Source organism: Acinetobacter sp. SwsAc4, from assembly GCF_013391535.1.
Classification (GTDB): Bacteria; Pseudomonadota; Gammaproteobacteria; order Pseudomonadales; family Moraxellaceae; genus Acinetobacter.
Genome location: NZ_JACAXC010000014.1, coordinates 43688 through 67983 on the forward strand (window position 1 = coordinate 43688; position 24296 = coordinate 67983).

Annotated in this window: 19 protein-coding genes; 9 read left to right on the plus strand and 10 right to left on the minus strand. The window is 38.8% G+C overall.

Going from position 1 to position 24296, the window contains the following annotated elements:
• Nucleotides 1-114: 114 nt before the first annotated feature.
• Nucleotides 115-1179, minus strand: a complete 1065-nt coding sequence (locus HYG88_RS08610; protein WP_178882919.1) for a GGDEF domain-containing protein — start codon at nucleotides 1177-1179, stop codon at nucleotides 115-117.
• A gap of 601 nt (nucleotides 1180-1780) precedes the next feature.
• On the opposite strand from HYG88_RS08610, the gene fadB reads away from it, so the two are divergent.
• Both fadB and fadA read left to right on the plus strand, forming a co-directional pair.
• Complete coding sequence (gene fadB, locus HYG88_RS08615) at nucleotides 1781-3934, plus strand: fatty acid oxidation complex subunit alpha FadB (protein WP_178882920.1); 2154 nt, start codon at nucleotides 1781-1783, stop codon at nucleotides 3932-3934.
• 12 nt (nucleotides 3935-3946) lie between these two features.
• Nucleotides 3947-5119 (plus strand): acetyl-CoA C-acyltransferase FadA, encoded by a 1173-nt coding sequence (gene fadA / locus HYG88_RS08620; RefSeq protein WP_005163002.1) that lies wholly within the window; start codon nucleotides 3947-3949, stop codon nucleotides 5117-5119.
• Between the two features lie 67 nt (nucleotides 5120-5186).
• On the opposite strand, the gene HYG88_RS08625 is transcribed toward fadA, so the two are convergent.
• Entirely contained in the window at nucleotides 5187-5687 is a 501-nt protein-coding gene (locus tag HYG88_RS08625; protein WP_005163005.1) for a hypothetical protein, read from the minus strand.
• Nucleotides 5688-5975: 288 nt separating this feature from the next.
• Between HYG88_RS08625 and HYG88_RS08630 the strand changes: the two genes are divergently transcribed.
• Nucleotides 5976-6674 carry a hypothetical protein gene (locus tag HYG88_RS08630; protein WP_005163008.1) on the plus strand — a complete coding sequence of 233 codons (699 nt, stop codon included), beginning with the start codon at nucleotides 5976-5978 and terminating at the stop codon, nucleotides 6672-6674.
• Between the two features lie 58 nt (nucleotides 6675-6732).
• Here HYG88_RS08630 and HYG88_RS08635 read toward each other — a convergent pair whose 3' ends face one another.
• Complete coding sequence (locus HYG88_RS08635) at nucleotides 6733-7482, minus strand: hypothetical protein (RefSeq protein WP_005163011.1); 750 nt, start codon at nucleotides 7480-7482, stop codon at nucleotides 6733-6735.
• 176 nt (nucleotides 7483-7658) lie between these two features.
• Between HYG88_RS08635 and HYG88_RS08640 the strand changes: the two genes are divergently transcribed.
• From HYG88_RS08640 to HYG88_RS08655, 4 genes are all read left to right on the plus strand, one after another.
• Nucleotides 7659-8354: a DsbA family oxidoreductase gene (locus tag HYG88_RS08640; protein WP_005163014.1), complete on the plus strand. Its 696-nt coding sequence runs from the start codon at nucleotides 7659-7661 to the stop codon at nucleotides 8352-8354.
• Between the two features lie 393 nt (nucleotides 8355-8747).
• Nucleotides 8748-8933 (plus strand): hypothetical protein, encoded by a 186-nt coding sequence (locus HYG88_RS08645; RefSeq protein WP_004659320.1) that lies wholly within the window; start codon nucleotides 8748-8750, stop codon nucleotides 8931-8933.
• An 11-nt stretch (nucleotides 8934-8944) separates the two neighbouring features.
• Nucleotides 8945-10387 carry a hypothetical protein gene (locus tag HYG88_RS08650; RefSeq protein ID WP_178882921.1) on the plus strand — a complete coding sequence of 481 codons (1443 nt, stop codon included), beginning with the start codon at nucleotides 8945-8947 and terminating at the stop codon, nucleotides 10385-10387.
• Between the two features lie 194 nt (nucleotides 10388-10581).
• Nucleotides 10582-11712, plus strand: a complete 1131-nt coding sequence (locus HYG88_RS08655) for a hypothetical protein (protein ID WP_178882922.1) — start codon at nucleotides 10582-10584, stop codon at nucleotides 11710-11712.
• A 90-nt stretch (nucleotides 11713-11802) separates the two neighbouring features.
• On the opposite strand, the gene htpG is transcribed toward HYG88_RS08655, so the two are convergent.
• From htpG to HYG88_RS08680, 5 genes are all read right to left on the minus strand, one after another.
• Complete coding sequence (gene htpG, locus HYG88_RS08660; RefSeq protein WP_178882923.1) at nucleotides 11803-13722, minus strand: molecular chaperone HtpG; 1920 nt, start codon at nucleotides 13720-13722, stop codon at nucleotides 11803-11805.
• Between the two features lie 116 nt (nucleotides 13723-13838).
• A complete protein-coding gene (locus HYG88_RS08665; RefSeq protein WP_178882924.1) occupies nucleotides 13839-14189 on the minus strand; it encodes a lysozyme inhibitor LprI family protein in 351 nt (116 codons plus the stop codon).
• Nucleotides 14190-14322: 133 nt separating this feature from the next.
• Nucleotides 14323-14907, minus strand: a complete 585-nt coding sequence (locus tag HYG88_RS08670) for an OmpW family protein (RefSeq protein WP_178882925.1) — start codon at nucleotides 14905-14907, stop codon at nucleotides 14323-14325.
• A 500-nt stretch (nucleotides 14908-15407) separates the two neighbouring features.
• Nucleotides 15408-16829 (minus strand): Na+/H+ antiporter family protein, encoded by a 1422-nt coding sequence (locus tag HYG88_RS08675; protein ID WP_178882926.1) that lies wholly within the window; start codon nucleotides 16827-16829, stop codon nucleotides 15408-15410.
• A gap of 123 nt (nucleotides 16830-16952) precedes the next feature.
• Nucleotides 16953-17828, minus strand: a complete 876-nt coding sequence (locus HYG88_RS08680; protein ID WP_178882927.1) for an alpha/beta fold hydrolase — start codon at nucleotides 17826-17828, stop codon at nucleotides 16953-16955.
• A gap of 93 nt (nucleotides 17829-17921) precedes the next feature.
• On the opposite strand from HYG88_RS08680, the gene HYG88_RS08685 reads away from it, so the two are divergent.
• Complete coding sequence (locus HYG88_RS08685; RefSeq protein WP_178882928.1) at nucleotides 17922-18428, plus strand: DUF4442 domain-containing protein; 507 nt, start codon at nucleotides 17922-17924, stop codon at nucleotides 18426-18428.
• Nucleotides 18429-18484: 56 nt separating this feature from the next.
• Here the strand turns inward: HYG88_RS08685 and HYG88_RS08690 are convergent, their stop codons facing one another.
• Nucleotides 18485-18844: a YMGG-like glycine zipper-containing protein gene (locus HYG88_RS08690; RefSeq protein ID WP_005163042.1), complete on the minus strand. Its 360-nt coding sequence runs from the start codon at nucleotides 18842-18844 to the stop codon at nucleotides 18485-18487.
• Nucleotides 18845-19099: 255 nt separating this feature from the next.
• Here HYG88_RS08690 and HYG88_RS08695 point away from each other — a divergent pair, with 255 nt between their 5' ends.
• A complete protein-coding gene (locus tag HYG88_RS08695; protein WP_178882929.1) occupies nucleotides 19100-19951 on the plus strand; it encodes an alpha/beta hydrolase in 852 nt (283 codons plus the stop codon).
• A gap of 103 nt (nucleotides 19952-20054) precedes the next feature.
• Here HYG88_RS08695 and rpoC read toward each other — a convergent pair whose 3' ends face one another.
• Nucleotides 20055-24248, minus strand: a complete 4194-nt coding sequence (gene rpoC / locus HYG88_RS08700; protein WP_178882930.1) for a DNA-directed RNA polymerase subunit beta' — start codon at nucleotides 24246-24248, stop codon at nucleotides 20055-20057.
• Nucleotides 24249-24296 lie beyond the last annotated feature (48 nt).

The following is a 24296-nucleotide window of genomic DNA, read 5'->3' on the forward strand; positions in this document are numbered from 1 at the left end:
TCTTTTTTAATTTCTAGCCAATTTTGGTTCAACAATTTTTTCTACTTAATTCATTAGATAAAATAAACAATAAATATCATGTATATATAAAAATAAATCTTCCAATAAAAATTGTTATTTTTTTATTTTTTGCTGTTTTTTGACCAAATACATTTTTGCATCAGCTTCATGAATCAAAGTAGATGCATCTAAATAACCATCAACATGATCTGTTTGTTTTACACCGATACTCAAAGTAATACTCGGCTCAATATGATAAACATACTGTAGTAATCTTGGAACGAAACTTTCGAGTGCCTGTGCTTCAGTACAACGTGGAAACACAATACAAAACTCATCTCCACCACATCTAAAACAATGATCATCCAAACGTGCAACAAATCGAATCGCATCCGCTACAACTTTTAATATTTGATCACCTTTAGAATGCCCAAAATTATCATTAATGATTTTAAAATCATTGATGTCAATAAATACGACTGTAACGGGTTCTAAACTTCGTTCAGCCGCATAAATAGTCGAATTTAAAATACGATTTAAATGTCTCACATTTAATAGTCCTGTGAGCGGATCAGTTTGAGATAAAGCTTCCATTTGCTGAGCCCGATCTTCCAACACAGAAGCATATTGCTCAATTTTTTCTTTAGATGCCTTCAACTCACTGACCAAACTCCACACATAGGTTTCCACTACCAGCGAAATATCAAACATAAATAACTTTTCTAAAGTAGAACGTATTTGATGAAAATTCTCTGTATCGCCTAATTGTTGTTGAATCATTGATATCAGCATGATTTTGAGATGATAGACGGCGGATAAATATAATTTGGGTTCGACACCAATTCGTTTATGCACTAAACCGATTCTCAATCGATTATTGACATAATTGGCATCATAATTACCTGAAAAAAGTTCTACCAAGTATTGGCGTTGTGCATGTTGTAACCGAGATAAAGTGTCTATATCGCCAATCAGTGAAGCAATCTCCGAAATCGAGGTTTGCTGTTGATAAAAGGTAATCACAACTTGGTCAAGTAAATACTCAAGATCAATTTGTCCCCCTAAGTCAACCAACTGCTGTAATTCTTGATGACTTAAACTAAGCAAAGATCGTCGATATTCAATTTCTTCAATCGAAATATGCATTTGTTTCATCAATGTTTGGTCTGTTGGTTTCATCTTTTACCCAGCCTTCCCTAAACAGGTTTGTTTTTTATTCAGCTTCCCAACCACATCATCAACAAATAATTATTTTTCTATTCGTTTTCATATAAACCCTAAAAATAGCTATAACTAACATTTTTTGTCATAAAATCAAACTATGTCTCATTTTAAAAACAAAAAAATTTTTCAAAATATTTTTTATAACAAAGAGTTAACAACAAAATATTGCTTTCGCTATATCTATAATAAAGCAATAAATAAGCCATAACTTTATCAACTTAACTTAAAGCTTAAACATGCTAATAAAAATATACGAATTTAAAAATGATTTATGGGTTGCTTAATACAATTTTTACGTTTAGAACCGATAATCACATGACTAAAATCAATAAACTTTTCACTGTTTTTAAAGGAAAAAATAGCTTTCTATTTTTATACAAGCCTTAGAAATAAATTCTTTAAAAGAATAGATGACCCTAGCGTCACGGCTTGATACAACTTGTTATGTCCTTTTTGGATATAGTTATCGTAAGATTAGCAAAGCATTTTGTGTGCGCTAACGCATACACGCTTTATGACATCAACTCAGAATCCTCCACAACAAGGGAGATCAGGCATGATCCACGCTGGCAATGCCATTACCGTCCAAATGCTTGCGGACGGAATTGCAGAATTCCGCTTTGACTTACAAGGTGAGTCGGTTAATAAATTTAACCGTGCAACCATCGAAGACTTCCAAGCAGCAATTGCTGCGGTTAAAGCCAATAACGACATTAAAGGCTTAGTTGTTACCTCTGGTAAATCAACATTTATCGTTGGTGCAGATATTACTGAATTTGGCGACAACTTCGCTGCTGGTGAACAAGCAATTGTTGATTGGCTTATGCCTGTACATGACGTCTTCAATAGCTTTGAAGATTTAGAAATGCCTAAAGTTGCTGCGATCAACGGCATGGCACTTGGTGGCGGTTTTGAAATGTGCTTAGTGTGTGACTACCGTGTCATGTCTGAACAAGCACAAGTTGGCTTACCAGAAATCAAACTTGGTATCTATCCTGGTTTTGGTGGTAGCGTACGTTTAAGCCGTTTAATCGGTATCGACAATGCCGTTGAATGGATGGCAATGGCGAATCCTAAGAAGCCAGCTGCTGCACTGAAAGATGGTGCTGTAGATGCGGTTGTTGCTACTGACAAACTTCAAGAAGCTGCTGTTGACTTAGTTAAACAAGCCATTGCTGGTCGTTTGAACTGGAAAGCAAAACGTCAAGAAAAATTAGACGCAATTAAATTGAATCCACTTGAACAAATGATGGCATTCAATACAGCAAAAGGTGCGGTACTTGCAAAAGCAAACCCTGCACAATACCCTGCGCCAAAATTGTTACTTGACTCATTACAAGCAGGTGCAAGCCTTACACGTAATGATGCATTAAAAGCAGAAGCTCAAGGTTTTGCTAAAGCAGCAATTACTCCACAAGCAGGTGCATTGATTGGTTTATTCATCAATGACCAAGTTGTGAAGAAAACTGCGAAGAAATATGAGAAAGGTGCTCACCCTGTCAACCAAGCAGCTGTATTAGGTGCGGGTATCATGGGTGGTGGTATTGCTTACCAAGCGGCAAGCAAAGGCACTCCAATCATCATGAAAGACATTGGTAACCCACAACTTGCATTGGGTATGAAAGAAGCGAACGGCTTGCTAACGAAGCAAGTTGAACGCAAGAAAATGAAACCTGCGCAAATGGGTGAAACCCTTGCTCGCATCCGTCCTACTTTAAGCTACGATGAGTTTAAAGAAGTGGATATCGTGATCGAAGCGGTCACAGAGAACCCTAAAGTAAAAGGTATCGTACTTGCAGAAACTGAGAAAAATGTTCGTGACAACACGATTATTGCCTCAAACACTTCAACGATTTCAATTACGCGTTTAGCAGAAAACTTACAACGTCCTGAAAACTTCGTTGGTATGCACTTCTTCAACCCAGTACACATGATGCCATTGGTTGAAGTGATTCGTGGTGAGAAAACCTCTGAAGAAGCGATTGCAACTACTGTTGTTCTTGCTCAGAAAATGGGTAAAACACCAATCGTTGTGAACGACTGCCCAGGTTTCTTAGTTAACCGTGTATTGTTCCCTTACTTTGGTGCATTCGACCTTCTTGTAAAAGATGGCGCGGATTTCCAACAAGTGGATAATGTCATGGCGAAATTCGGCTGGCCAATGGGTCCTGCATACTTGATCGACGTTGTTGGTATCGATACAGGTGTACATGGCGCTGAAGTGATGGCTGAAGGTTTCCCTGACCGTATGAAGCCAGATTACAAAGGTTCTATCCAAGCGATGTACGAAGCAAAACGTCTTGGTCAAAAGAACGATGTTGGTTTCTACAAATATGTGTTAGACAAGAAAGGTAAGAAAGCGAAAACTGTTGACCCAACAGCTTACGAAATCATTGCGCCTTTCGTGACTGGCGAAAAACGTGAATTTGATCCACAAGAAATCATTGACCGTATGATGCTTGCTTTCTGTAACGAAACAGTTCGTTGCTTAGAAGACAACATCGTTGCAACTGCTTCTGAAGCAGATATGGCGATGATCATGGGTGTAGGTTTCCCTCCATTCCGTGGTGGTCCATGCCGTTACATCGACCAAACAGGTGTTGCTGAATACGTTGCGCTTTGCGACAAATATGCACATTTAGGTAAAGCTTATGAAGCGCCACAAATGTTGCGTGACATGGCTGCTAACAACAAAAAATTCTACGGTTAAGGAGCGACGTGAATGGCTACTTTAAATCCACGTGACGTTGTGATTGTTGATGGCGTTCGTTCTGCCATGGGCAAATCACGTAACGGTATGTTCCGCAATGTTCGTGCCGACAGTTTATCTGCTGAATTAGTACGTGCACTTGTTGCTCGTAACCAGTTTGATACCAATGAAGTTGAAGACATCATTTGGGGCTGTGTAAACCAAACTTTAGAGCAAGGTATGAACATTGCTCGTAATATTGGTTTATTGGCTGACATTCCAAAAACTGCTGGCGGTCAAACAGTAAACCGTCTTTGTGGTTCTTCTATGCAAGCACTTCATACTGCTGCTGCACAGATTGCAACCAACCAAGGTGACATCTTCATCATCGGTGGTGTAGAGCATATGGGTCACGTAGGTATGATGCACGGCATCGACCTTAACCCTGAAGCATCTAAACACTATGCAAAAGCATCGAACATGATGGGCTTAACTGCTGAAATGTTAGGTCGTATGAACGGTATCTCTCGTGAAGAGCAAGATGCTTTCGGTGTTGAATCTCACCGCCGTGCTTGGGCTGCAACTCAAGAAGGTCGTTTCAAAAATGAAATCGTGGGTGTTGAAGGTCATGATGCTAATGGCTTCAAAACCCTTTGCGACATCGACGAAGTGATTCGTGCTGACGCAAACCTTGAAGCATTCAAAGCGCTGAAACCAGTTTTCGATCCTAAAGGTGGTTCAGTAACAGCAGCAACTTCTTCTGCTCTTTCTGACGGTGCTTCTGCAATGTTGTTGATGTCAGCTGAACGTGCTGCATCTTTAGGTTTAAAACCTCGTGCTGTGATTCGCTCTATGGCGATTGCAGGTTGTGATGCTGCGATCATGGGTTATGGTCCAGTTCCAGCAACTCAAAAAGCGCTTAAACGTGCTGGTTTAACGATGGCGGATATCCAAACGATCGAATTAAACGAAGCATTTGCTGCTCAAGGCTTATCAGTCATGAAAGGCTTAGGCATTTATGACAAACAAGACATCATCAACTTAAATGGTGGTGCGATTGCATTAGGTCACCCATTGGGCTGTTCTGGTGCGCGTATCACAACAACATTGTTGAACGTGATGGAACAACAAGATACTCAAATCGGTCTTGCGACCATGTGTATCGGTCTTGGTCAAGGTATCGCGACCATTATCGAACGTGTTTAATCGACACTGAGATAAAGAGAAAATCCCCGCTATATGCGGGGATTTTTATCTTAATCAATGATATAAGCTATGGTTGTCTAAAATCTTTTAAACCATTTTGAATTTGCTGCTGTAATAGCAAAATATCATTCAAATTGACTTTAATCGAACCATCACGAATGCCATCAATATTGTTTCGATTTATATTAAGTGGCTCTAATATTTTAAATACACCATTAGTTGGATCAGATGATTGAAAACCTGAGGCCACCGCTAGAATATACTCTTGTAACCCAGGTGAAACTTGAGATAAGCCTGACTGCACCTTTGGTTCAAATTCAACTGCACTAATATTCTCAGGAATTTCTGCATTCTGCATATCAGTATGAGTTTTATAAATACGATGCTGAAGTGCTTGACGTACTTTTTTATCTTCTTGAAATGGAGTAGGTCCTACAATTTCTTCACGTAATTCAGATTCAGCCATAATACGAATGGTTGGTAAAGTTTCAACCTCTTCGGCATGTACTGCTGAAAATCCAACCAAAGTAAATGCCATCATCAGCGTTGATCGTTTTAGAAAGTTCATCACTTGCTCCAAAAATCATTCACCATAAACATTGAATAAAAATAGCTATAAATTAAGCCTACAATAAAGTGATATTGAATTCTGTATCACTCTGATAAACGGTAAATAGGATTATTTTTTGAACGTAAGATAAAATGATCGAATCAAATAATATGTCTGATCTTTGTAAAATGAATAGATAAAAGAGGAAAAAATCTCGCATAAGCTCGTTTTTTTGATTACTGTGCTCGAGTGAATTTATAAATATTGATTATTTTATATACTTTAAAAAGCGATTAGGAGAAATGGATGATTTCAACTCTAATTAAAATGACTACAGCAATATCGATTACAGGATTATGTTTAGCAGGTTGTGCAACCAAAACCCTTATTACCAAAGACAGTAAAGCTTATATTCGCACAACCAAGGTTACTTTGGTTGAAGATAGTGTCATTGCATTTGGAAGACCTGCTCAACAATCTGCAAATTTACCTAAAGATAGTCTCGTAATCGCAGGGCAAAAGAATAGCTATATCCTCACCCAAGGTGGATCTCAATTTGTGAATTTAATCACAAAGCTCGACCCCAAAAATATTCAAATTACACGTGAGCTAAGCTTTTATTCTGAAAAAAATGATGGCAATTTTTCAGGTACACTACCCCTTTCATATATAAAACTAAAAGAAGACTTGAGCAAAAAAGATTTAGAGTTTTTCATTGAGAATGGTGCGAGAGAATGTTCTTCTTCAAGTGATGAACGTATGCAAGCTCAACGCTTCTGTTTCGATATCAAACTCGCTGGTGTTGTTTATCCTACTGCAAATAATCTAAGTTCACTCAAAGCATTAAGTAAGCCTTACCAAATCTCTATCTATACCAATAAAGAAGAAAGTTATAAATCAAAATCAGGTATGAATCCTTTGGAAAAACTGGTATTGCTCCCTTTTGCCGTGGCGATTGATGTGGTAAGTCTACCTTTCCAAGCAGCAGAAAAGATCTTTGATTAAGCTTAAACTCGAACTCAATCATGCAATGATGTATACAAGGCATCATTGCATCACGAAATTATAATTCTTCATCTAATACTGCAACATTGTTTTGCTTAATTTTATCCATCTTCTGATTTAATCTGAGCACATCTTGATAAAGCGCATTAAACTTTTTGACTTGTGCTGTTTCCTTAAAAAGAATCTTGTTATCTTCTCTTTGCCAAGGGTCAGTTTTTAACATATCAAACATCGCTTGTGCTTTCTCAATCACTTGTTGTTCAATCGGAAAAATGTCATGCGCCTTGTCTGTTTTCAGGTTATTTTGCAGTTTTTCTTGTAAAGATTTTCTCATTTCATGATGAATGGCGAGATTTTTTGCTTGTTCAAGTGAATCTGCCTGTATTTTCTGTCTCTTTATTCCATATTCAATCGAGATTTTTCGCACATCCTGAAGCATCTTTTCAGTCTCAAGATAACCTTTTTGACGGTCTCGATCTAAACGTTCGACATCTAAAAAAGTATCCCAATTTGCTGCTTTGAGTTGTCTTAAATAAGCGTTTCTTGCCTCAACATTTTGCATCCAATAACTAAGTAGAAACTCGGACATCAACTTATAATCACCAGATAAACGATCATCATGCACATTGAGTTGTATAGGCTTGCTCCAATCCTGCGCTTGATCATAGAGCCCACGCATTTTTTCAGCCATAACAATTTCAAACATTTGTTCGGTATTGGCTGCATTTTGCTTTAAGCGATATTGATAGAAAAAGAATGTACCCAAACAAATCACGACGACAGTTAAAAATAATAAAAAACGGCGCATACAGCCTCCAAGTATATTTATATTTCTTATGTTCTGAATTTAAGTTTAATCAACCAAACACAGACTGTTAATTGATTTTTATTTCATTTCTCGTAACGGAGCATTACATTTTCATCGCTTTAAATTTCGTACTTTCGCCCCTATTATCAAATCAACTGAAATTGTAGAGATATGCCATGCGCGTAGATATTTGGTCAGATGTCGTTTGCCCTTTTTGTTATATTGGGAAAAAGCGTCTTGAACATGTTGCTGAACAAGCAGGAATTGAGCTTGATATTCATTGGCATAGCTTTGAACTCGATCCAGATGCACCTGCCAAACATGAGACTTCGAATACGGAACGCTTAGCAAAGAAATATGGGCGTAGCTTTGCTGACATGGAAGAAATGGAACGTAATGTTGCGGCTATGGCAGCGACTGAAGGCATTGATTTTCAATGGCAAAAAGCCAATTCAGGCAACAGCTTTAATGCACATCGTATTATCCATTTGGCTCAAAGCAAAGGTTTGGGTAACGAAGCAAAAGAAGCTTTTTTTCATGCTTATATGACTGAAGGTCTTGCAATTGGTGAACGTGAAGTGGTTGAAGAAATCGCTTCACGGATTGGTTTGGATCATGCTGAAGTCGAGTATATATTGAATTCAGATGAACTGGCAGATTTTGTTCGCCATGATGAAAAAATTGCACATGAGCAATTAAATGTAACGGGTGTACCCTTTTTTGTTTTTAATCAAAAACTAGTACTTTCAGGCGCACAACCACGTGAGATTTTCTTACAAGCATTACAACAAGCTCAATCTGCTTCTACAGAAGAAATTCAGCAAACAGAGGCGGCTCAATGTAGCGATGATCAATGCGAAATTAAGCCCTAACAAGCTTGCTAAAATACAAGCTTCAGCAACTGTCTGAAGCTTGTGTGCAGCGAACTATTCAAACTAGATGTGATGGCTACGTCACCTATTATCTTAAAAAGCATACCGTTTATCTCTAGTGGTAAATTCTGTAACAAACTAAGTATTTTATTGATCAACTTTTAACTAAAAAAAATGTGATTAAAATCACACTAAAGTGATAGATTTATAGATATACTTCCCCAGTGCGATCTATTTATCCGATTTATTGTTTTAAAATGTTGATACTTTGAAAGCCAAAACATGATCAAAATCTCTATTTGGAATAACTAAATGAGATTTTTTACTAACTTGCAGTCTATAGATTTTGCATATTTTTCTTCTATAATCGTCATAAAGTGACATTCTTTTGTTATGAAAATTCAAGAGTTACAAGCCCTGATAAATGGTCAGATTCAACCCGAACAAATATGTATTGAGCAACTTGTAGCCTTGGCTAGACAGCATAATTTGACGAATACACCTGAATACAAACTATTAGATGATGCTGTGAATATTGTACTTATTCATTATTTAAAACAGGCTCAAGCCTATCTCTAAGGAAACTATCAATGGACGTATTAGAGAAAGCATTATTGGTTGATGAGCTCAAACATCTGATTGTTGGGCTAAACAACGATAAAAACTCACTTTTTGAGATCGCAAAATCAAAGCAACGTATTAAGGATATTTGTGCTTCTTGTGACGATCCATTGTTTCAAGAACAACTCACTCCATTTAAAGAATTTATTCAACAAGAAGAATTTTCGGCTGAAGAATTAGAAAGCTTTGGGTATGCACTCACTTATCGCGGAACATTTAAATTTATGGGGCATGTTGAACATGCTTTATTTGCATCAGGCGACATGGGATGGGCAGCTTTACGTCAGTCACAGCATTGGCAAATTTGGGTTATTCGTCCTGCATTGTCTTTTATAAAGAGCCCTTGGTTTACATCTACTCGACAAGCACTTGAATGGATTCAAACGAGTACAAGTGATTATATAAAAACAGATGATGAACTCAAAAGTCTTATTCCTGTTTTAGAGTCAATTCATCAAACTTCAACAAATTTATCATTAGATTCAAATCAGACAATTCACAAGGACAGATTATCTGCTATGAGAGAAGAAACTGCGAATTTTGAAGCACAACTCGAAGCAATTATTCAGGAAAGAATTCAATCTGTACCCAATACTCCAACACCAAGTATACCAACGGTCGCAAAGCCTAAACCAAGTTTTAGACAAAATGTGCGTCCTGTTGCAAATCTAAATAAAGCGAAACCTGTTGCACTAAAAGATTTTAATTTAGATGGACTCGTATGTCGCTTAGAGCGTATCGATCCTAAAACATTTCCATCTTTATATCGTGTAGAGCTACACGATGAGATTAATCAAAATATTAAAATTGATTGGTTATATTTAAAAGCTGAGAATGACGTTCAACCTATTTGGGAAACAGCTCAAATCTTTGTTGCTGAACAGCTTTATGCTCAAGGACAGTTTTCACATTATGTCGTCCTTATTGGTACTCATAGTGTCGAATATGCTGCAACAATCTTACAAGCTTATACAGACAAACGTCATACTCAAACAAGCTCGATTCATCAAACAGACTGGGTCATTTTTAAACAACATTACCACCAACATGAAACACTATTTAATGAATGTATCATGAATGGTAATCAAGTTTGGCAGCGTAGTGAGCGATCTTACCCTTATATTCCTGCTGCCTTTATTAACACGCAAAAGTTTATTCCTTTTGAAGAAACAACAGCGACTTTTTTGACGCCAGTCATCCTACTCAAAGAGCGTCAAAAAATCAGAGTGCTACACGGCGCAGAACGCGTAAAATTATCGAGCGAAGATCAAGCTTATCCGTATCTATTGTTAGATCGTGCAGACGGCTATACATGGCAATTAATACGTCAAGTGATTAGCCGCCTACCTCAACCAATTTCAGTTCATGATCTCTATCAAGCACTCGAAAATGCGGATGTTTCAGCGACCTAAATATCCATTTTTAAGATACCTCTAATCCACCATCAAACTTGTGATTGCTCATTGCAAGTTTCATGGTGGATTTTCATAAATACTCATTCAAATTTTCAAACGCATTGTTAAATTGCTGTTTTTTGTGTCTTTAGCTTGATTTTATTGCTTGAATAATCAAAAGTTAAATGAAGAACAATATATAAGTTTTAACTATGACGACTTTAAATCAAACCGTACCATCATATATTTTATATACGCTCATTGCACTTCCATTCGGTTTATCAACAACTGTCAATGCTGCAACTGAATCGGTTGAACAAACTGAGAATAATATTCCCAAAGCGGAAATATCAAATCAAGAAAATTTCTTAGACTATATTCCTAAATGGGTAGATGCGAGCCCCACCGTTCTTCCTGAACAATCTGATCAATCTATTGTTCCTTCAACCGCTGAAACTGAGAATAAAACTTGGGTTGATCGTAAACAGCGTGATATTCGCAACTGGGCTGATCGAACCTCGGTTAAGATTGATGACTGGTTTGGTGATGTCGACCCAGAAAAACCAGCTTCAGCAACGATTCGTTTTATGTTGGACAATTATTGGAATGAATATGATAACTATGAGGTTAAACCTCGTATTCGAGGAAAAATCAAACTTCCAACTTTAGAAAAAAAACTTAGCGTAGTTTTTGGTGATGATTCTCTAGATGACGAATTTAAAAACAATATTGCCAATACCAATACACAACCAAATCAAGATCCAGATAAGAAGTTTGATTCCAAACAGACACGAGATAGTAATGGCTCTATTGCATTACGTTGGTCTAATTTCTCCAAAAAGCTACCATTTGATACAGATGCAGATATTGGTATTCGTTCTGGTGATGATGTTTACTTACGTCTAAGAGCTGAGAAGCATTGGGATTTGCACAATGATTTCCACTTTAATGCTGAACAAATCTATCGATATGGTAGTCAAAGTGAGAACTATTTGCGTACAAATTTAGAATTGATACATGCTCGCCCTAACCAACCTTTTCTTTCAAATCAATTCAGTTTAACTTACGCTGACAAGCAAGATGATGATTTGTTATGGGACAATCGCATTTTCCGCCAACACCAATTCTTTGCGCATAACAATTTTAATTACGGTCTCTATACAGGTGGCTATTACAACAATAATGACTTACGTCTAAACAGTTGGGGCCCTTTTGTTTCTTGGAGACAACCTTTATGGCGTGAGTGGTTCTATGTACAAGGTGATCTCAACTATTTCAATGATCATCGCGAGGATCGAAATCATTATGTGAGTACTTTCGTTCGTCTTGAAACGTTGTTCTGATGAAAATATCAGCACAACTGTGGATAACTCAAATGTTATCCATAGACATAAAAAACCTCTGCCGAAGCAGAGGTTTTTAGGTCAAATCACTTATTGTAATAACAAGCTGTTGATACGTTTGACATAAGCCGCAGGATCTTCTGGTAAGCCACCTTCAGCAATTACCGCCTGATCGAAGATCACATTCGCGAGATCATCAAACTGTGCTGAGTTTTCTAGTTTTCTTACCAATGGATGTTCAGGGTTAATTTCCAGCGTTGGCTTGCTTTCAGGAACAGCCTGACCTGCCTGTTTCAACATGCGAATCAATTGCGGAGAAAGCTCACCCTCACTCGTTACCAAACATGCTGGTGAATCCACCAAACGTGTCGTTACTCGCACTTCTTTGGTTTTGTCTTTCAATGAGCTGCTTAAACGCTCCACCACAGGTTTAAATTGTTCAGCCGCTTCCTCAAGCGCCTTTTTCTCATCCGCATCCTGTAGATCACCAAGATCAACTGCACCTTTAGACACGTTCTGTAATGGCGTACCATCAAACTCAAAGACAAAATTCATTGCCCACTCATCAACACGATCTGCCATGAGTAAAACTTCAATGCCTTTCTTCTTGAATACTTCAAGTTGTGGTGAGTTTTTCGCAGCCGTTAAATTATCCGCAGTCACATAATAAATCGCTTTCTGTCCTTCTTTCATACGTGCTTTATAGTCGGCAAAAGAAGTACTGATCTCATCATGATTTGAAGTTGCATAACGCAATAATTTCAAGATACGCTCACGATTGCCCGTGTCTTCGCCTAGACCTTCTTTCAATACTGAGCCAAATTCGGTGTAGAAGGTTCTAAATTTCTCTTGGTCTTTCTCATCTTCCGATTTCGCCAAGCCATCCAGTAAGGTCAATACACGACGCGCATTACCTTCACGAATGGTTTTCACATCACGGCTTTCTTGAAGTAATTCACGACTGACATTTAATGGTAAATCAGCACTATCGACCACGCCTTGTACAAAACGTAAATAGTTTGGAATGAGGTTGTCTGCTTCATCCAAAATGAATACACGCTTCACATACAATTTGATGCCCGCTTTTGCTTCACGTGTAAACAGATCTTGTTTGGCTTGACTTGGGATATACAATAATTGCGTATATTCAGTACTACCTTCGACACGGTTATGTGCCCATGCTAGAGGTTCTGCAAAATCATGGCTGAGGTTTTTATAAAAGTCGATATATTGCTCATCAGTGATTTCGCTCTTACTGCGTGTCCATAATGCACTAGCAGAGTTAATCGCCTCCCATTCATCCGTCTTCACCATCTGACCGCCTTTAGGCTCTTCACCTTCAGCGACTTCCTCTTCTTGCCATATTTCTTTTTGCATTTCGATTGGCAAGCTGATGTGATCTGAATACTTATTGATGATTTGTTTAACTTTCCACGACTCTAAATAGTCGAGTGCATCATCACGTAAATGCAAGATGATATCGGTACCACGGGTTTCTTTCTCAATTGTTTGAACCTCGAACTCACCTGTACCGCCACTGATCCAACGCACACCCTCAGCAGACTCTAAACCAGCGCGGCGTGATTCAACCGTAATTTTATCGGCTACAATAAATCCAGAATAAAAACCAACACCAAATTGACCAATTAACTGTGCGTCGGCTTTCTGATCACCACTTAACTTTGACATAAAATCTTTAGTGCCCGATTTTGCAATCGTACCAAGATTCTCTATCGCCTCTTGTTGGCTCAGGCCAATACCATTATCGGAAATAGTTAAAGTTTTATTCTCTTTATCCAAGCTCACACGAACATGCAAGTTGGCATCATTTTCATAATATTCAGGGTGATTAATCCCTTCAAAACGTAACTTATCGCAAGCATCCGAGGCATTTGAAATCAGTTCACGTAAGAAAATTTCTGGGTTGGAATACAGCGAATGTGTCACCAAATGTAATAACTGAGCAACTTCAGCTTGGAAACTATAATTTTGTGCGACTTGTTCACTCATAAATCACTCCTTATCTTGAGGCTTATATATTTGGAATGATTTATGAATGGTGCATATCTTGAATATTTCAATCCTTGTGTTTTATTTTTTCAGTTAAAAAATGCACAAAAGAACAATTAGAATGGTCCTTGGCTCAATATACGTGTTTGTAGAAGTTGATCCAATTGCTGTTGTCTTTGTGCATATGCACGACGAAGACAAGGAGTATTTGCTGCACATGAATTACGCTGTTTCAACCATTGGAATTGCTTATCTTTTTCTGCATCACACCCTCCCATAGGTAGTGCGTGCAAAATAATCTGGTAAGTTGTTGCCAGTTTTACATCCGCATCATTTAAACCACGATCATTACAAATCTGTTGTTCCGATTTCAATTTTGCAGCTTTGCATGAGAAACTGGCAGCATGGGTTTGAGATAAAATGAGTAATGACATAAGAAATAATGCTGAGCTTAATAATTTTTTCATCACCGATCACAACTTATTAAAAACTCGTTCTTAGCTTACCGCACGCTCTGTTTCAGGCTTGTATCTGTTTTATATTACGATTGCAAAATAAAAAACCTCACGATTTGTGAGGTTTCTTTAAATCTAAATCGACTTAGAATTTATAGCTATAGCCCAAAGTATAGACCATTGGATTTAGGTCTAAATCAAACTTCGTACCATTAACCAACTTAACTTCAGGGCTAAGATCTGCATATCGAACATCCATATATACACCCCAGTTTTTAGCGTCAGCAGGTTGGAAATTAAAACCTAACTGACCAGCAAAACCATAAGTATTTTTCACGTCATCAGCTAAGCCCTTTTCGTGCCATGCAATGAAGGCTGTACCACCAACACCAATATATGGAGTAAATCGAGTTGAATTCTTAAAGTTATATTTTGCTGTGATTGTCGGTGGTAATTGACGAACACTTGCAACTTTCTCACCATTTAATAGAACATCGTGATTAATTGGGTTAGCAAGCAAAACCTCAGCTGAAAAAGGCGTATCACCAAAGAAATATTCTACTGAAGGTGTAAATGCGAATTCATGATCACCTTTAACTACAGCACCTGGAGCTACTGTTGTATCTGCAGTTGGCGCAATAACACTACCACCGACCTTAACCTGAAAACCACCTGCAAACGCAGTTGAAGACAACCCCAATAATGTAATAACTAATAATTTTTTTAGCATTTAAAAAAACCTCTTTAATCAAAATTTCAACCTGTATTTAATAATAATCATGTCTTTTTATTTTATGCAATACATATTAATTCCGACCAATTTAATTATTTTTACAAATATCTGATTAACAACAATATAAATTTGTAAAGATATGTAATTATTTATAAATCAAACTAATTTACTATGATTAACCAATTGAAAACCAAGTGTTTTTATCAGAATTAACCAGCTTAAATATATATTTAAAATAAATCTTTTAAAGTATACACTAAATAAATTTAGTTTTATTACAAAATAGAATGAGAACTTAATATAATAAACAGGAATAAAAAGACAAAAAATTTCACTTTATTTCTTCCATGATAAATAAATAGCAACTATTCATATCAAGGTGGTTTAAAATAAATATAGTTATTATTTAATAAGCATAATTATTATATTTAATATAAATGATATTTTATTATTTCTTAATATAAAAAATGGTTCCTTATGGAACCATTCTCTATTCATTATAAAACCATTGCTGCGATCCAGCCAAAAATAAGTAGCGGGATATTAAAATGTATAAATGTTGGCACTACAGTATCCCAAATATGATCATGTTGACCATCTATACCTAGTCCTGCTGTAGGTCCTAATGTTGAATCTGAGGCAGGCGAACCTGCATCACCTAATGCAGCAGCAGTACCAATCAATGCAATTGTCGCCAAAGGTGAGAATCCAAATTGTACGCAGAGTGGCACATAAATCACTGCCAGCACAGGCACACTTGAGAAAGATGAACCAATACCGATCGTGACAAACAAGCCAATAAATAGCATCAAGAATGCAGCTAAAGCATGATTATCACCAATGATATGTACAACGCCATTCACTAGATGAGCAATGTCGCCTGTATGCGTCATGACTGAAGCAAAACCTGCCGCGGAAATCATGATAAAACCAACTAAGGCCATCATCCGCATCCCTTGCACAAACACATCATCGGCTTCTTGCCATTTAAAGATACCAGAAGCGGATAACACAGCAAAACCAACCAGGCCACCTAAAATCATCGAACCTGAATACAACTGCGCAACTAAGGTTAAACCGATTGCAAGTAACGCCATGAGCATGGTTTTTTTGGAAATATAAGGTACATTTTCAGCTTCATGCTTCAACTCTTCAGCATCCGCCTTGAGGTCATATTCAGCTTGTGTTGTTGCTCGTAGTGGTTTATCCAAATCAATGCTTGTAACGGGTGAAATTGATCGATCAACATATTCACGGGGCTTACGATAACTAATAAACACAGCGACTAAAGTACCTAAAACCATACCCAAAACAGGTATCGCCATGCCTATAGGCATCATGCTACGTTCTACATGCAAACCATATGCAGCCCCAATTTTATTGATATTCCCCATCAAAATTTGTTCAAGGAAAATGGCACCAAAGCCCACAGGTAAGAAGATATATGTTCCAACTAAACCCAACGTCAGTACACATGCTGCCGCACGTCGATCAAGCTTGAGGTGATTCATCACTTTTAACAATGGCGGAACCAATACAGGAATAAAAGCAATATGAACTGGGATTAGATTTTGAGAGAAAATTGCAGCGATGAGTAAAATCGTTAATAAAAGATATTTCACTTTTTTTTCTTGATTTTTACTGGCTTCCATTCCTAATAAACCAATCAGTTTATGTGCAAGTAAATCTGGTAAACCAGATTTAGATAATGCTAAGGCAAAAGCACCTAGAACAGCATAAGCCAAAGCGACTTCAGCACCATCTCCCAGTCCTGCATTAAAAGCTTCTACAGTTTGAGAAAGGCTCAGTCCAGCAACCAAACCACCAATAATGGCTGATATGACCAAAGTGAGAACAACAGAAACGCGTGCCAGTGACAAAATAAACATCACGGCAATCGCAATTACGACAGCATTCATGGAGAAAATTTAGGAGCAAAAAGAAAGGCGACATTCTAGCAGATTCATTGTATAGAAGCTGAAAATGTCGCCAAATTGCAATCTGTTTTAAGTGATTTTTATTTTGATTAATCCGCTAAAGCCTCAAACAGTCTGGCGTTTTACAAAATGACGGATGAGTTCAGCAATTTTAGTTGGCTGACTTAGAACTGCCCAGTGATTGGCATCAAGTTCAACATATTCAAAGTTTTCGACCCATTTTGGCATTGATTCGGTAATATACTCAGGGCTAACAAATGCATCGCGTTTTAATACAATCGCCTGTACAGGACATTGAGCATAGCGTTGGCGTGGTTGAGCCAGTGAAGGAATAAAGTTAGCACGATACAAATTAATACCGTATTTACCATCTGACATAATATTTGCATTTAATGGCAAATTTTGTTTTTTCTCTAAGCCACTTAAAATCTTACCCCACTTTTCTGGACTAAAGAAAGTCCATACGGTTGGAGCAACCAATGGCAAATGGAAAGCACCAATATACCAAGATTTAGTCAGCATTTTCAGTACATTACTTGGTGTAGATTTAAACTTTTCACGCAAATATAAGGAAGCATGATCCAAGCAAGGGCCTGAGATTGTTGTATAAGATAGTAAACGGCCTTTTAACTTAGGTTCAGTTACTGATTCCCAAGACTGTAAAGAACCCCAGTCATGCGCTGCCATATGGAAATTGCGGTTGGGTAACACTTCATCAACGACTTCTTGTAAATCCAAAGATAAACGCGGTAATCGATAGTCTTTAATACGCTTTGGAATTGATGACAAACCTGCACCACGAACATCGTAAGTAACCACATAATAGTCATCAACCAATTCCTCAATAATCGGCTCCCATACTTCTTGATTATCGGGATAACCATGTACTAACACCAATGGTGTTTTCTTTTCATCCCCCCATGTTTTGACACAGAGGCTTTGTTGATCAGAAGTGGTTACTGTTTTTACTTGTGCTTGCATAATTCTTTCCTATTTTGTTTTCTATCCGCTTGGTTATAAAACAGCCATTGCCAGCGATGCACTAAAAATGATACTTATGGAGTATGAATAGCGTTGCAAGAAAAAAAATTGACCATGAAAGACTTTTTCAAAAAAATTCGAACCGTTCCAGCGATTTCTAAATTTATGCTGAATCATTATTCCCCTTATCGTGGGGCAGGCATTGCAATCGAAACATTTGATCTTGATCGTTACTTCATTCGTGTCAAAATGCCGCTGACTAGAAAAAATCGTAATATCGTCGGAACACATTTTGGGGGCAGTTTATATTCGATGGTTGATCCCTTTTATATGCTGATTCTCATGCATCATTTAGGACATAAATATATTGTTTGGGACAAAAGTGCTTCTATTAATTTCCTGTCACCTGGTCGCAGCACCGTCTATGCGGATATACAGCTCAGTGCCACTGAAATTGCGGAAATTAAGCAACTGGCTGAAAATCATGAACCTGTATTTCGAAACTATACATTGAATATTGTGGATGATGCGGGAACGCAAATTGCAGAAGTTGAAAAGGTTCTGTATATCCGTCTGAAAAAGCCCAAAGCCAGTGCTTAATTTTACGCATATAAAAATGCCTGCAAGGTTTTGCAGGCATTTTTGAATCTGAGAAATTATCTTTTCTTTTCTTGGATTGCAGCACCAGCGCCACCACCAATTGCGCCGCCAATCGCTGCACCAGTATCACCACCAAAAATAGACTTACCAATCACAGAACCAATCCCTGCGCCAATTGCACTACTTGTGGTTGAATTACTACTACCACCCTTGGCATTTGCACCTACACCAGCACCTGCTGCTGCACCTACACCCGCTCCTAAGCCGCCACCTACATGATTACCAACACCACCACCAACTGCACCACCCAATGCTGCTGCACCAATACGCTGATCAGATGCGCTCATGTTTTGGCAGCCTGTAAACATCAAAGTAGATAATACTAATGTTGAAATTAAACCCATTGTTTTTTTCATGTCCAAAACTCCTCAACTTTATAGTCTAAGCATAATCTGATTTTTGTGAGAAAATAATCAGATTATGTAATTGCTCTAAGTGCATTCTTTTCTTTTTGTAATAAAATAAACTAAATGCAAGAATCTTTGATCAATACAGTACTACACTGTTGATTGAATTATGTTATTGGAAATGAAGTCAAAGTTCCAATCTAATCAGCATGAAAACAAAATGTGTGGCTCAATGTAAAAATATAATTTAACAGGGGCCAAAAAATGACAAGATTTATGCTATCCATGTTGATCTTGATGAGTTTGAATTCTGCAACTCAGGCAAATTTTTTCAAGTTCCAAACATTAGCAAAAGTAGAATCACATAAAAATATTGCTTATGGTCATGATTCCCAACAAATGATGGATATCTATTTCCCATCTAAACCACACACCGATAATAATCTAGCCCCAATCATCGTTATGGTACATGGTGGTGCTTGGAGTATAGGGGATAAAAATAATGCTGCAGTAGTAAAAAATAAAGTCGATTATTGGGGTAAACGTGGGTGGCTTTTGATCTCCGTTAATTACCGATTAGTTCCAAATGCAACCGTACAGCAACAGACTCAAGATATATCAAATGCTTTACTCTATATTCAAAAACATGCAAATGATTGGCATGCAAACTCAAAACGGCTTATTTTGGTAGGGCATTCTGCTGGTGCACATTTAGTCAGCTTAGTTACAGTACGGCCCTCGTGGTTAACTCCACAACCGCAACCTTGGCGAGCAACGATTGCCTTAGATAGTGCTGCTTACGATATCGAAAAAATAATGCAAAATCGGCACGCTCGATTTTATGATCGAGCCTTTGGCCAACAACCTGAAAACTGGAAAGCTCTATCTCCGATCTTACAACTACATCAAAGTTTACCTGCATTTCTCGCTGTTTGCTCAACCACTCGCCCTGATCAACCCTGTATACAGGCTCAACAATTTATTCAGCAAGCACAAAAACTTGGGACATCCGCACAATTATTATCACTCCCACTTTCACATCGTGAAATAAATAGATCTTTGGGAGAAGATAATGCATATACCCAACAAGTGAATCAATTTATACAATCACACTAATTTATATCTATGAAAACTTAGTTTGGTTTTCTAAATACAATCATTTTGCTATTTTCAAACATAAAAAAGGCACCCAAAGGTGCCTTTTTTAATTCGTTAAGACTTAGAACTGGTCTGAGTTCAACGCTTGACTAAATGCTTGGTCAACTTCACTGAAATCATTATGAAGTTCAAATTCAGCAGCTTCTGCCTCTTGACGACGACGCTCTAAGTGATATGCAAGACCTGTACCCGCTGGGATCAAGCGACCCACAACAACGTTTTCTTTCAAACCACGTAAATCATCTTCTTTACCTGTTACAGCAGCTTCAGTTAACACTCGTGTTGTTTCCTGGAACGATGCAGCAGAAATGAATGAGTCAGTAGAAAGCGACGCTTTGGTGATACCCATCAATTGACGTTCAAACTTCGCTGGGAACTTGTTCTGAGCCAAGACAGCTTGGTTCTCTTGAACAACGCGGATGTAATCCACTTGCTCACCCTTGATGAAGCTTGTATCACCGCCATCGGTGATATCAACTTTACGCAACATTTGACGTACAACAACTTCGATGTGCTTATCGTTGATTTTTACACCTTGGAGACGGTAAACGTCTTGAACTTCGTTCACGATGTAGTTAGTTAATGCTACTTCACCTTTCAAACGCAAGATGTCATGTGGGTTTTGTGGACCATCAGAAATGGTTTCACCACGGTTTACATGCTCACCCTCGAACACGTTGATTTGACGCCATTTAGGAATCAACTCTTCGTAGATCTCTGAACCATCATCAGGTGTGATCACTAAACGGTTCTTACCTTTGGTCTCTTTACCAAAGCTCACGATACCAGACACTTCTGCCAAGATCGCATGTTCTTTCGGTTTACGTGCTTCGAACAAGTCAGCTACGCGTGGAAGACCACCGGTAATATCACGGGTACGTGAAGTTTCTTGTGGTACACGACCAAGTACATCACCCACACCAATCGTTGCGCCATCACGAACGGTTACAATCGTATTTTGTGGTAAGAAGTAGAATTGTTCGCCACCATCTGTTGTATCCAACACAATTGCAGGACGTAAATCTTTACCAGAAGCAGGACGAGCTGTTACAGGCAAGATTTCAACAGTGGTCATACCCGTTGCATCATCAGTTTTCGATGTTGCAGTTACGCCATCAGCGATCTGGCTGAAACGCGCTTTACCAGCAACTTCGGTAACAAGTGGATGTGTATGTGGATCCCAAGTCGCCACGATACCGCCCGCTTCTACAGCTTCACCATCTTTCAACAAGATGGTTGCACCGTAAGGAAGTTTATAACGCTCACGTTCACGACCTAATTCATCCGCAATACCAATTTCACCTGAACGTGAAACTGACACCAAGTGACCTTTGGCATGTTGTACAGTTTTCACGTTGTGGAAACGTACAGTACCTTTGTTACGGACTTGAACACTGTTTGCAGCAGACGTTCGGCTCGCAGCACCACCCACGTGGAACGTACGCATCGTTAACTGTGTACCTGGCTCACCAATTGATTGTGCAGCCATAACACCCACTGATTCACCTGGGTTCACCAAGTGACCACGTGCAAGGTCACGACCATAACAACGCGCACATACACCGAATGTAGATTCACATGCAATCACTGAACGTACTTTGACTTCATCGACACCCGCTTCTTCAAGCTGAGCAGCAATTTTCTCGTCAATTAACGTACCACGTGGAAGTACAACTTCATCATCAGATGCACGACGTACATCTTCAGCCGTTACACGACCTAATACGCGATCGCGTAATGGTTCAATAACGTCACCACCTTGAATGAATGGTGTCATCACTAGGCCACCCGCTGTACCACAGTCAGATTCAGTAATCACCAAATCTTGTGCTACGTCTACAAGACGACGTGTCAAGTAACCCGAGTTCGCAGTTTTCAATGCGGTATCGGCCAAACCTTTACGCGCACCGTGTGTTGAAATGAAGTACTGAAGTACCGTCAAACCTTCACGGAAGTTTGCTTTAATTGGGGTCTCAATGATCGAGCCATCTGGCTTCGCCATCAAACCTCGCATACCAGCAAGCTGACGGATCTGCGCCGCACTACCACGGGCACCCGAGTCAGACATCATATAAATCGAGTTGAATGATTTCTGTTTCTCATCTTCACCTTGTTTGTTTTTAACAAGGGTATAAGACAAGTTATCCATCATCGCTTTCGCAACTTGGTCGTTAGTACGCGCCCAAATATCGACAACTTTGTTATAACGCTCACCTGCAGTGACGAAACCTTGCTCAAACTGTTGTTCGATTTCACGAACTTCGGTTTCAGCTTTATCGATAATCGTATGCTTGGTTGGTGGAATCAACATGTCTTCCATACCAACAGATACACCTGAACGCGTCGCTTGACGGAAGCCCAAATACATCAATTGGTCAGCGAAGATAACAGTATCTTTCAAACCAAGTTTGCGGTAGCAAGAGTTGATTAACTTAGAGATGTTTTTCTTAGTCATCTCAAGGTTGATCATATCGAAGCTTAAACCTTGTGGAACGACTTCCCATAACAAGCAACGACCAGGTGTTGTATCAACAATAATTGTTTGATTTTCACGGTTACCGTTTTCATCAATTACAGTTTGATGTACACGTACTTTTACACGTGCATGGATCGCAACTTTACCCGTTGCTAATGCACGGTTAACTTCGTGAGTATCGGCAAACACCATGCCTTCACCTTTGGCATTTACTGCATCACGTGTGATGTAGTAAAGACCCAAGACAACGTCCTGAGAAGGAACGATGATCGGCTCACCATTTGCAGGTGACAAGATGTTGTTGGTCGACATCATCAACGCACGTGCTTCTAACTGTGCTTCCAATGTCAATGGAACGTGTACCGCCATTTGGTCACCATCGAAGTCGGCGTTAAACGCAGCACATACGAGTGGGTGAAGACGGATTGCCTTACCTTCGATCAGAATAGGTTCAAATGCTTGAAGACCTAGACGGTGAAGTGTTGGCGCACGGTTCAACATGACTGGATGTTGACGAATGACAGAAGCTAGAACGTCCCAAACTTCTGGCGTTTCGCGCTCAACCATTTTCTTCGCAGCTTTAATGGTTGTTGCTTGGCCAGATGCTTGTAGTTTCGCGAAAATAAATGGCTTGAATAATTCAAGTGCCATCTTCTTCGGAAGACCACATTGGTGCAGACGTAAAGTAGGACCTACGGTAATGACCGAACGACCAGAATAGTCAACACGCTTACCAAGTAAGTTTTGACGGAAACGACCTTGTTTACCTTTGATCATATCTGCCAAAGATTTCAATGGACGTTTGTTCGAACCTGTAATTGCACGACCACGACGACCGTTATCAAGCAACGCATCAACAGACTCTTGTAACATACGTTTTTCGTTACGTACGATAATGTCTGGCGCTGCAAGGTCAAGAAGACGCTTCAAACGGTTGTTACGGTTGATCACACGACGATATAAATCGTTCAAGTCTGAAGTCGCGAAACGACCACCTTCAAGTGGTACAAGCGGACGTAAGTCTGGTGGAAGTACAGGTAGTACGTTCATCACCATCCATTCAGGCTTATTGTTTGAATCTTTGAATGCTTCCATCAATTTCAAACGCTTAGACGCTTTTTTAAGTTTCGTCTCAGACGTTGTTTGTGGAATTTCTTCACGTAAACGCGCAATCTCAGCTTCAAGATCGATATCTTTTAATAAATCCTGAATTGCTTCTGCACCCATTTTCGCAGTGAATTCATCACCGTGTTCTTCAAGTGCATTGTAGTATTCTTCGTCTGTTAAAAGTTGATACTTTTCAAACGGAGTCATACCAGGATCAGTAACAACATAAGATTCGAAATACAATACACGTTCGATATCACGTAATGTCATATCAAGCAGTAAACCGATACGGCTCGGTAATGATTTTAAGAACCAGATGTGTGCAACTGGAGAAGCAAGGTCAATGTGACCCATACGCTCACGACGCACTTTTGCAGTTGTTACTTCAACGCCACATTTTTCACAAATGACGCCTTTGTATTTCATACGCTTGTATTTACCACACAAGCATTCATAATCTTTTACTGGACCAAAGATTTTGGCACAGAACAAACCGTCACGTTCAGGTTTAAACGTACGGTAGTTAATGGTTTCAGGCTTTTTAACTTCACCGTGAGACCATGACTTAATCATCTCTGGTGACGCAAGACCAATACGGATACGGTCAAATTCAACAGGTGCATGACCTTCTGAATCCGTTTTCTTACGCATGATATCGAGCAAGTCTTTCAATTTTTTTCTCCGTGTGTCGGGGAGCTACGCTCTTCCGACTGGGTCACA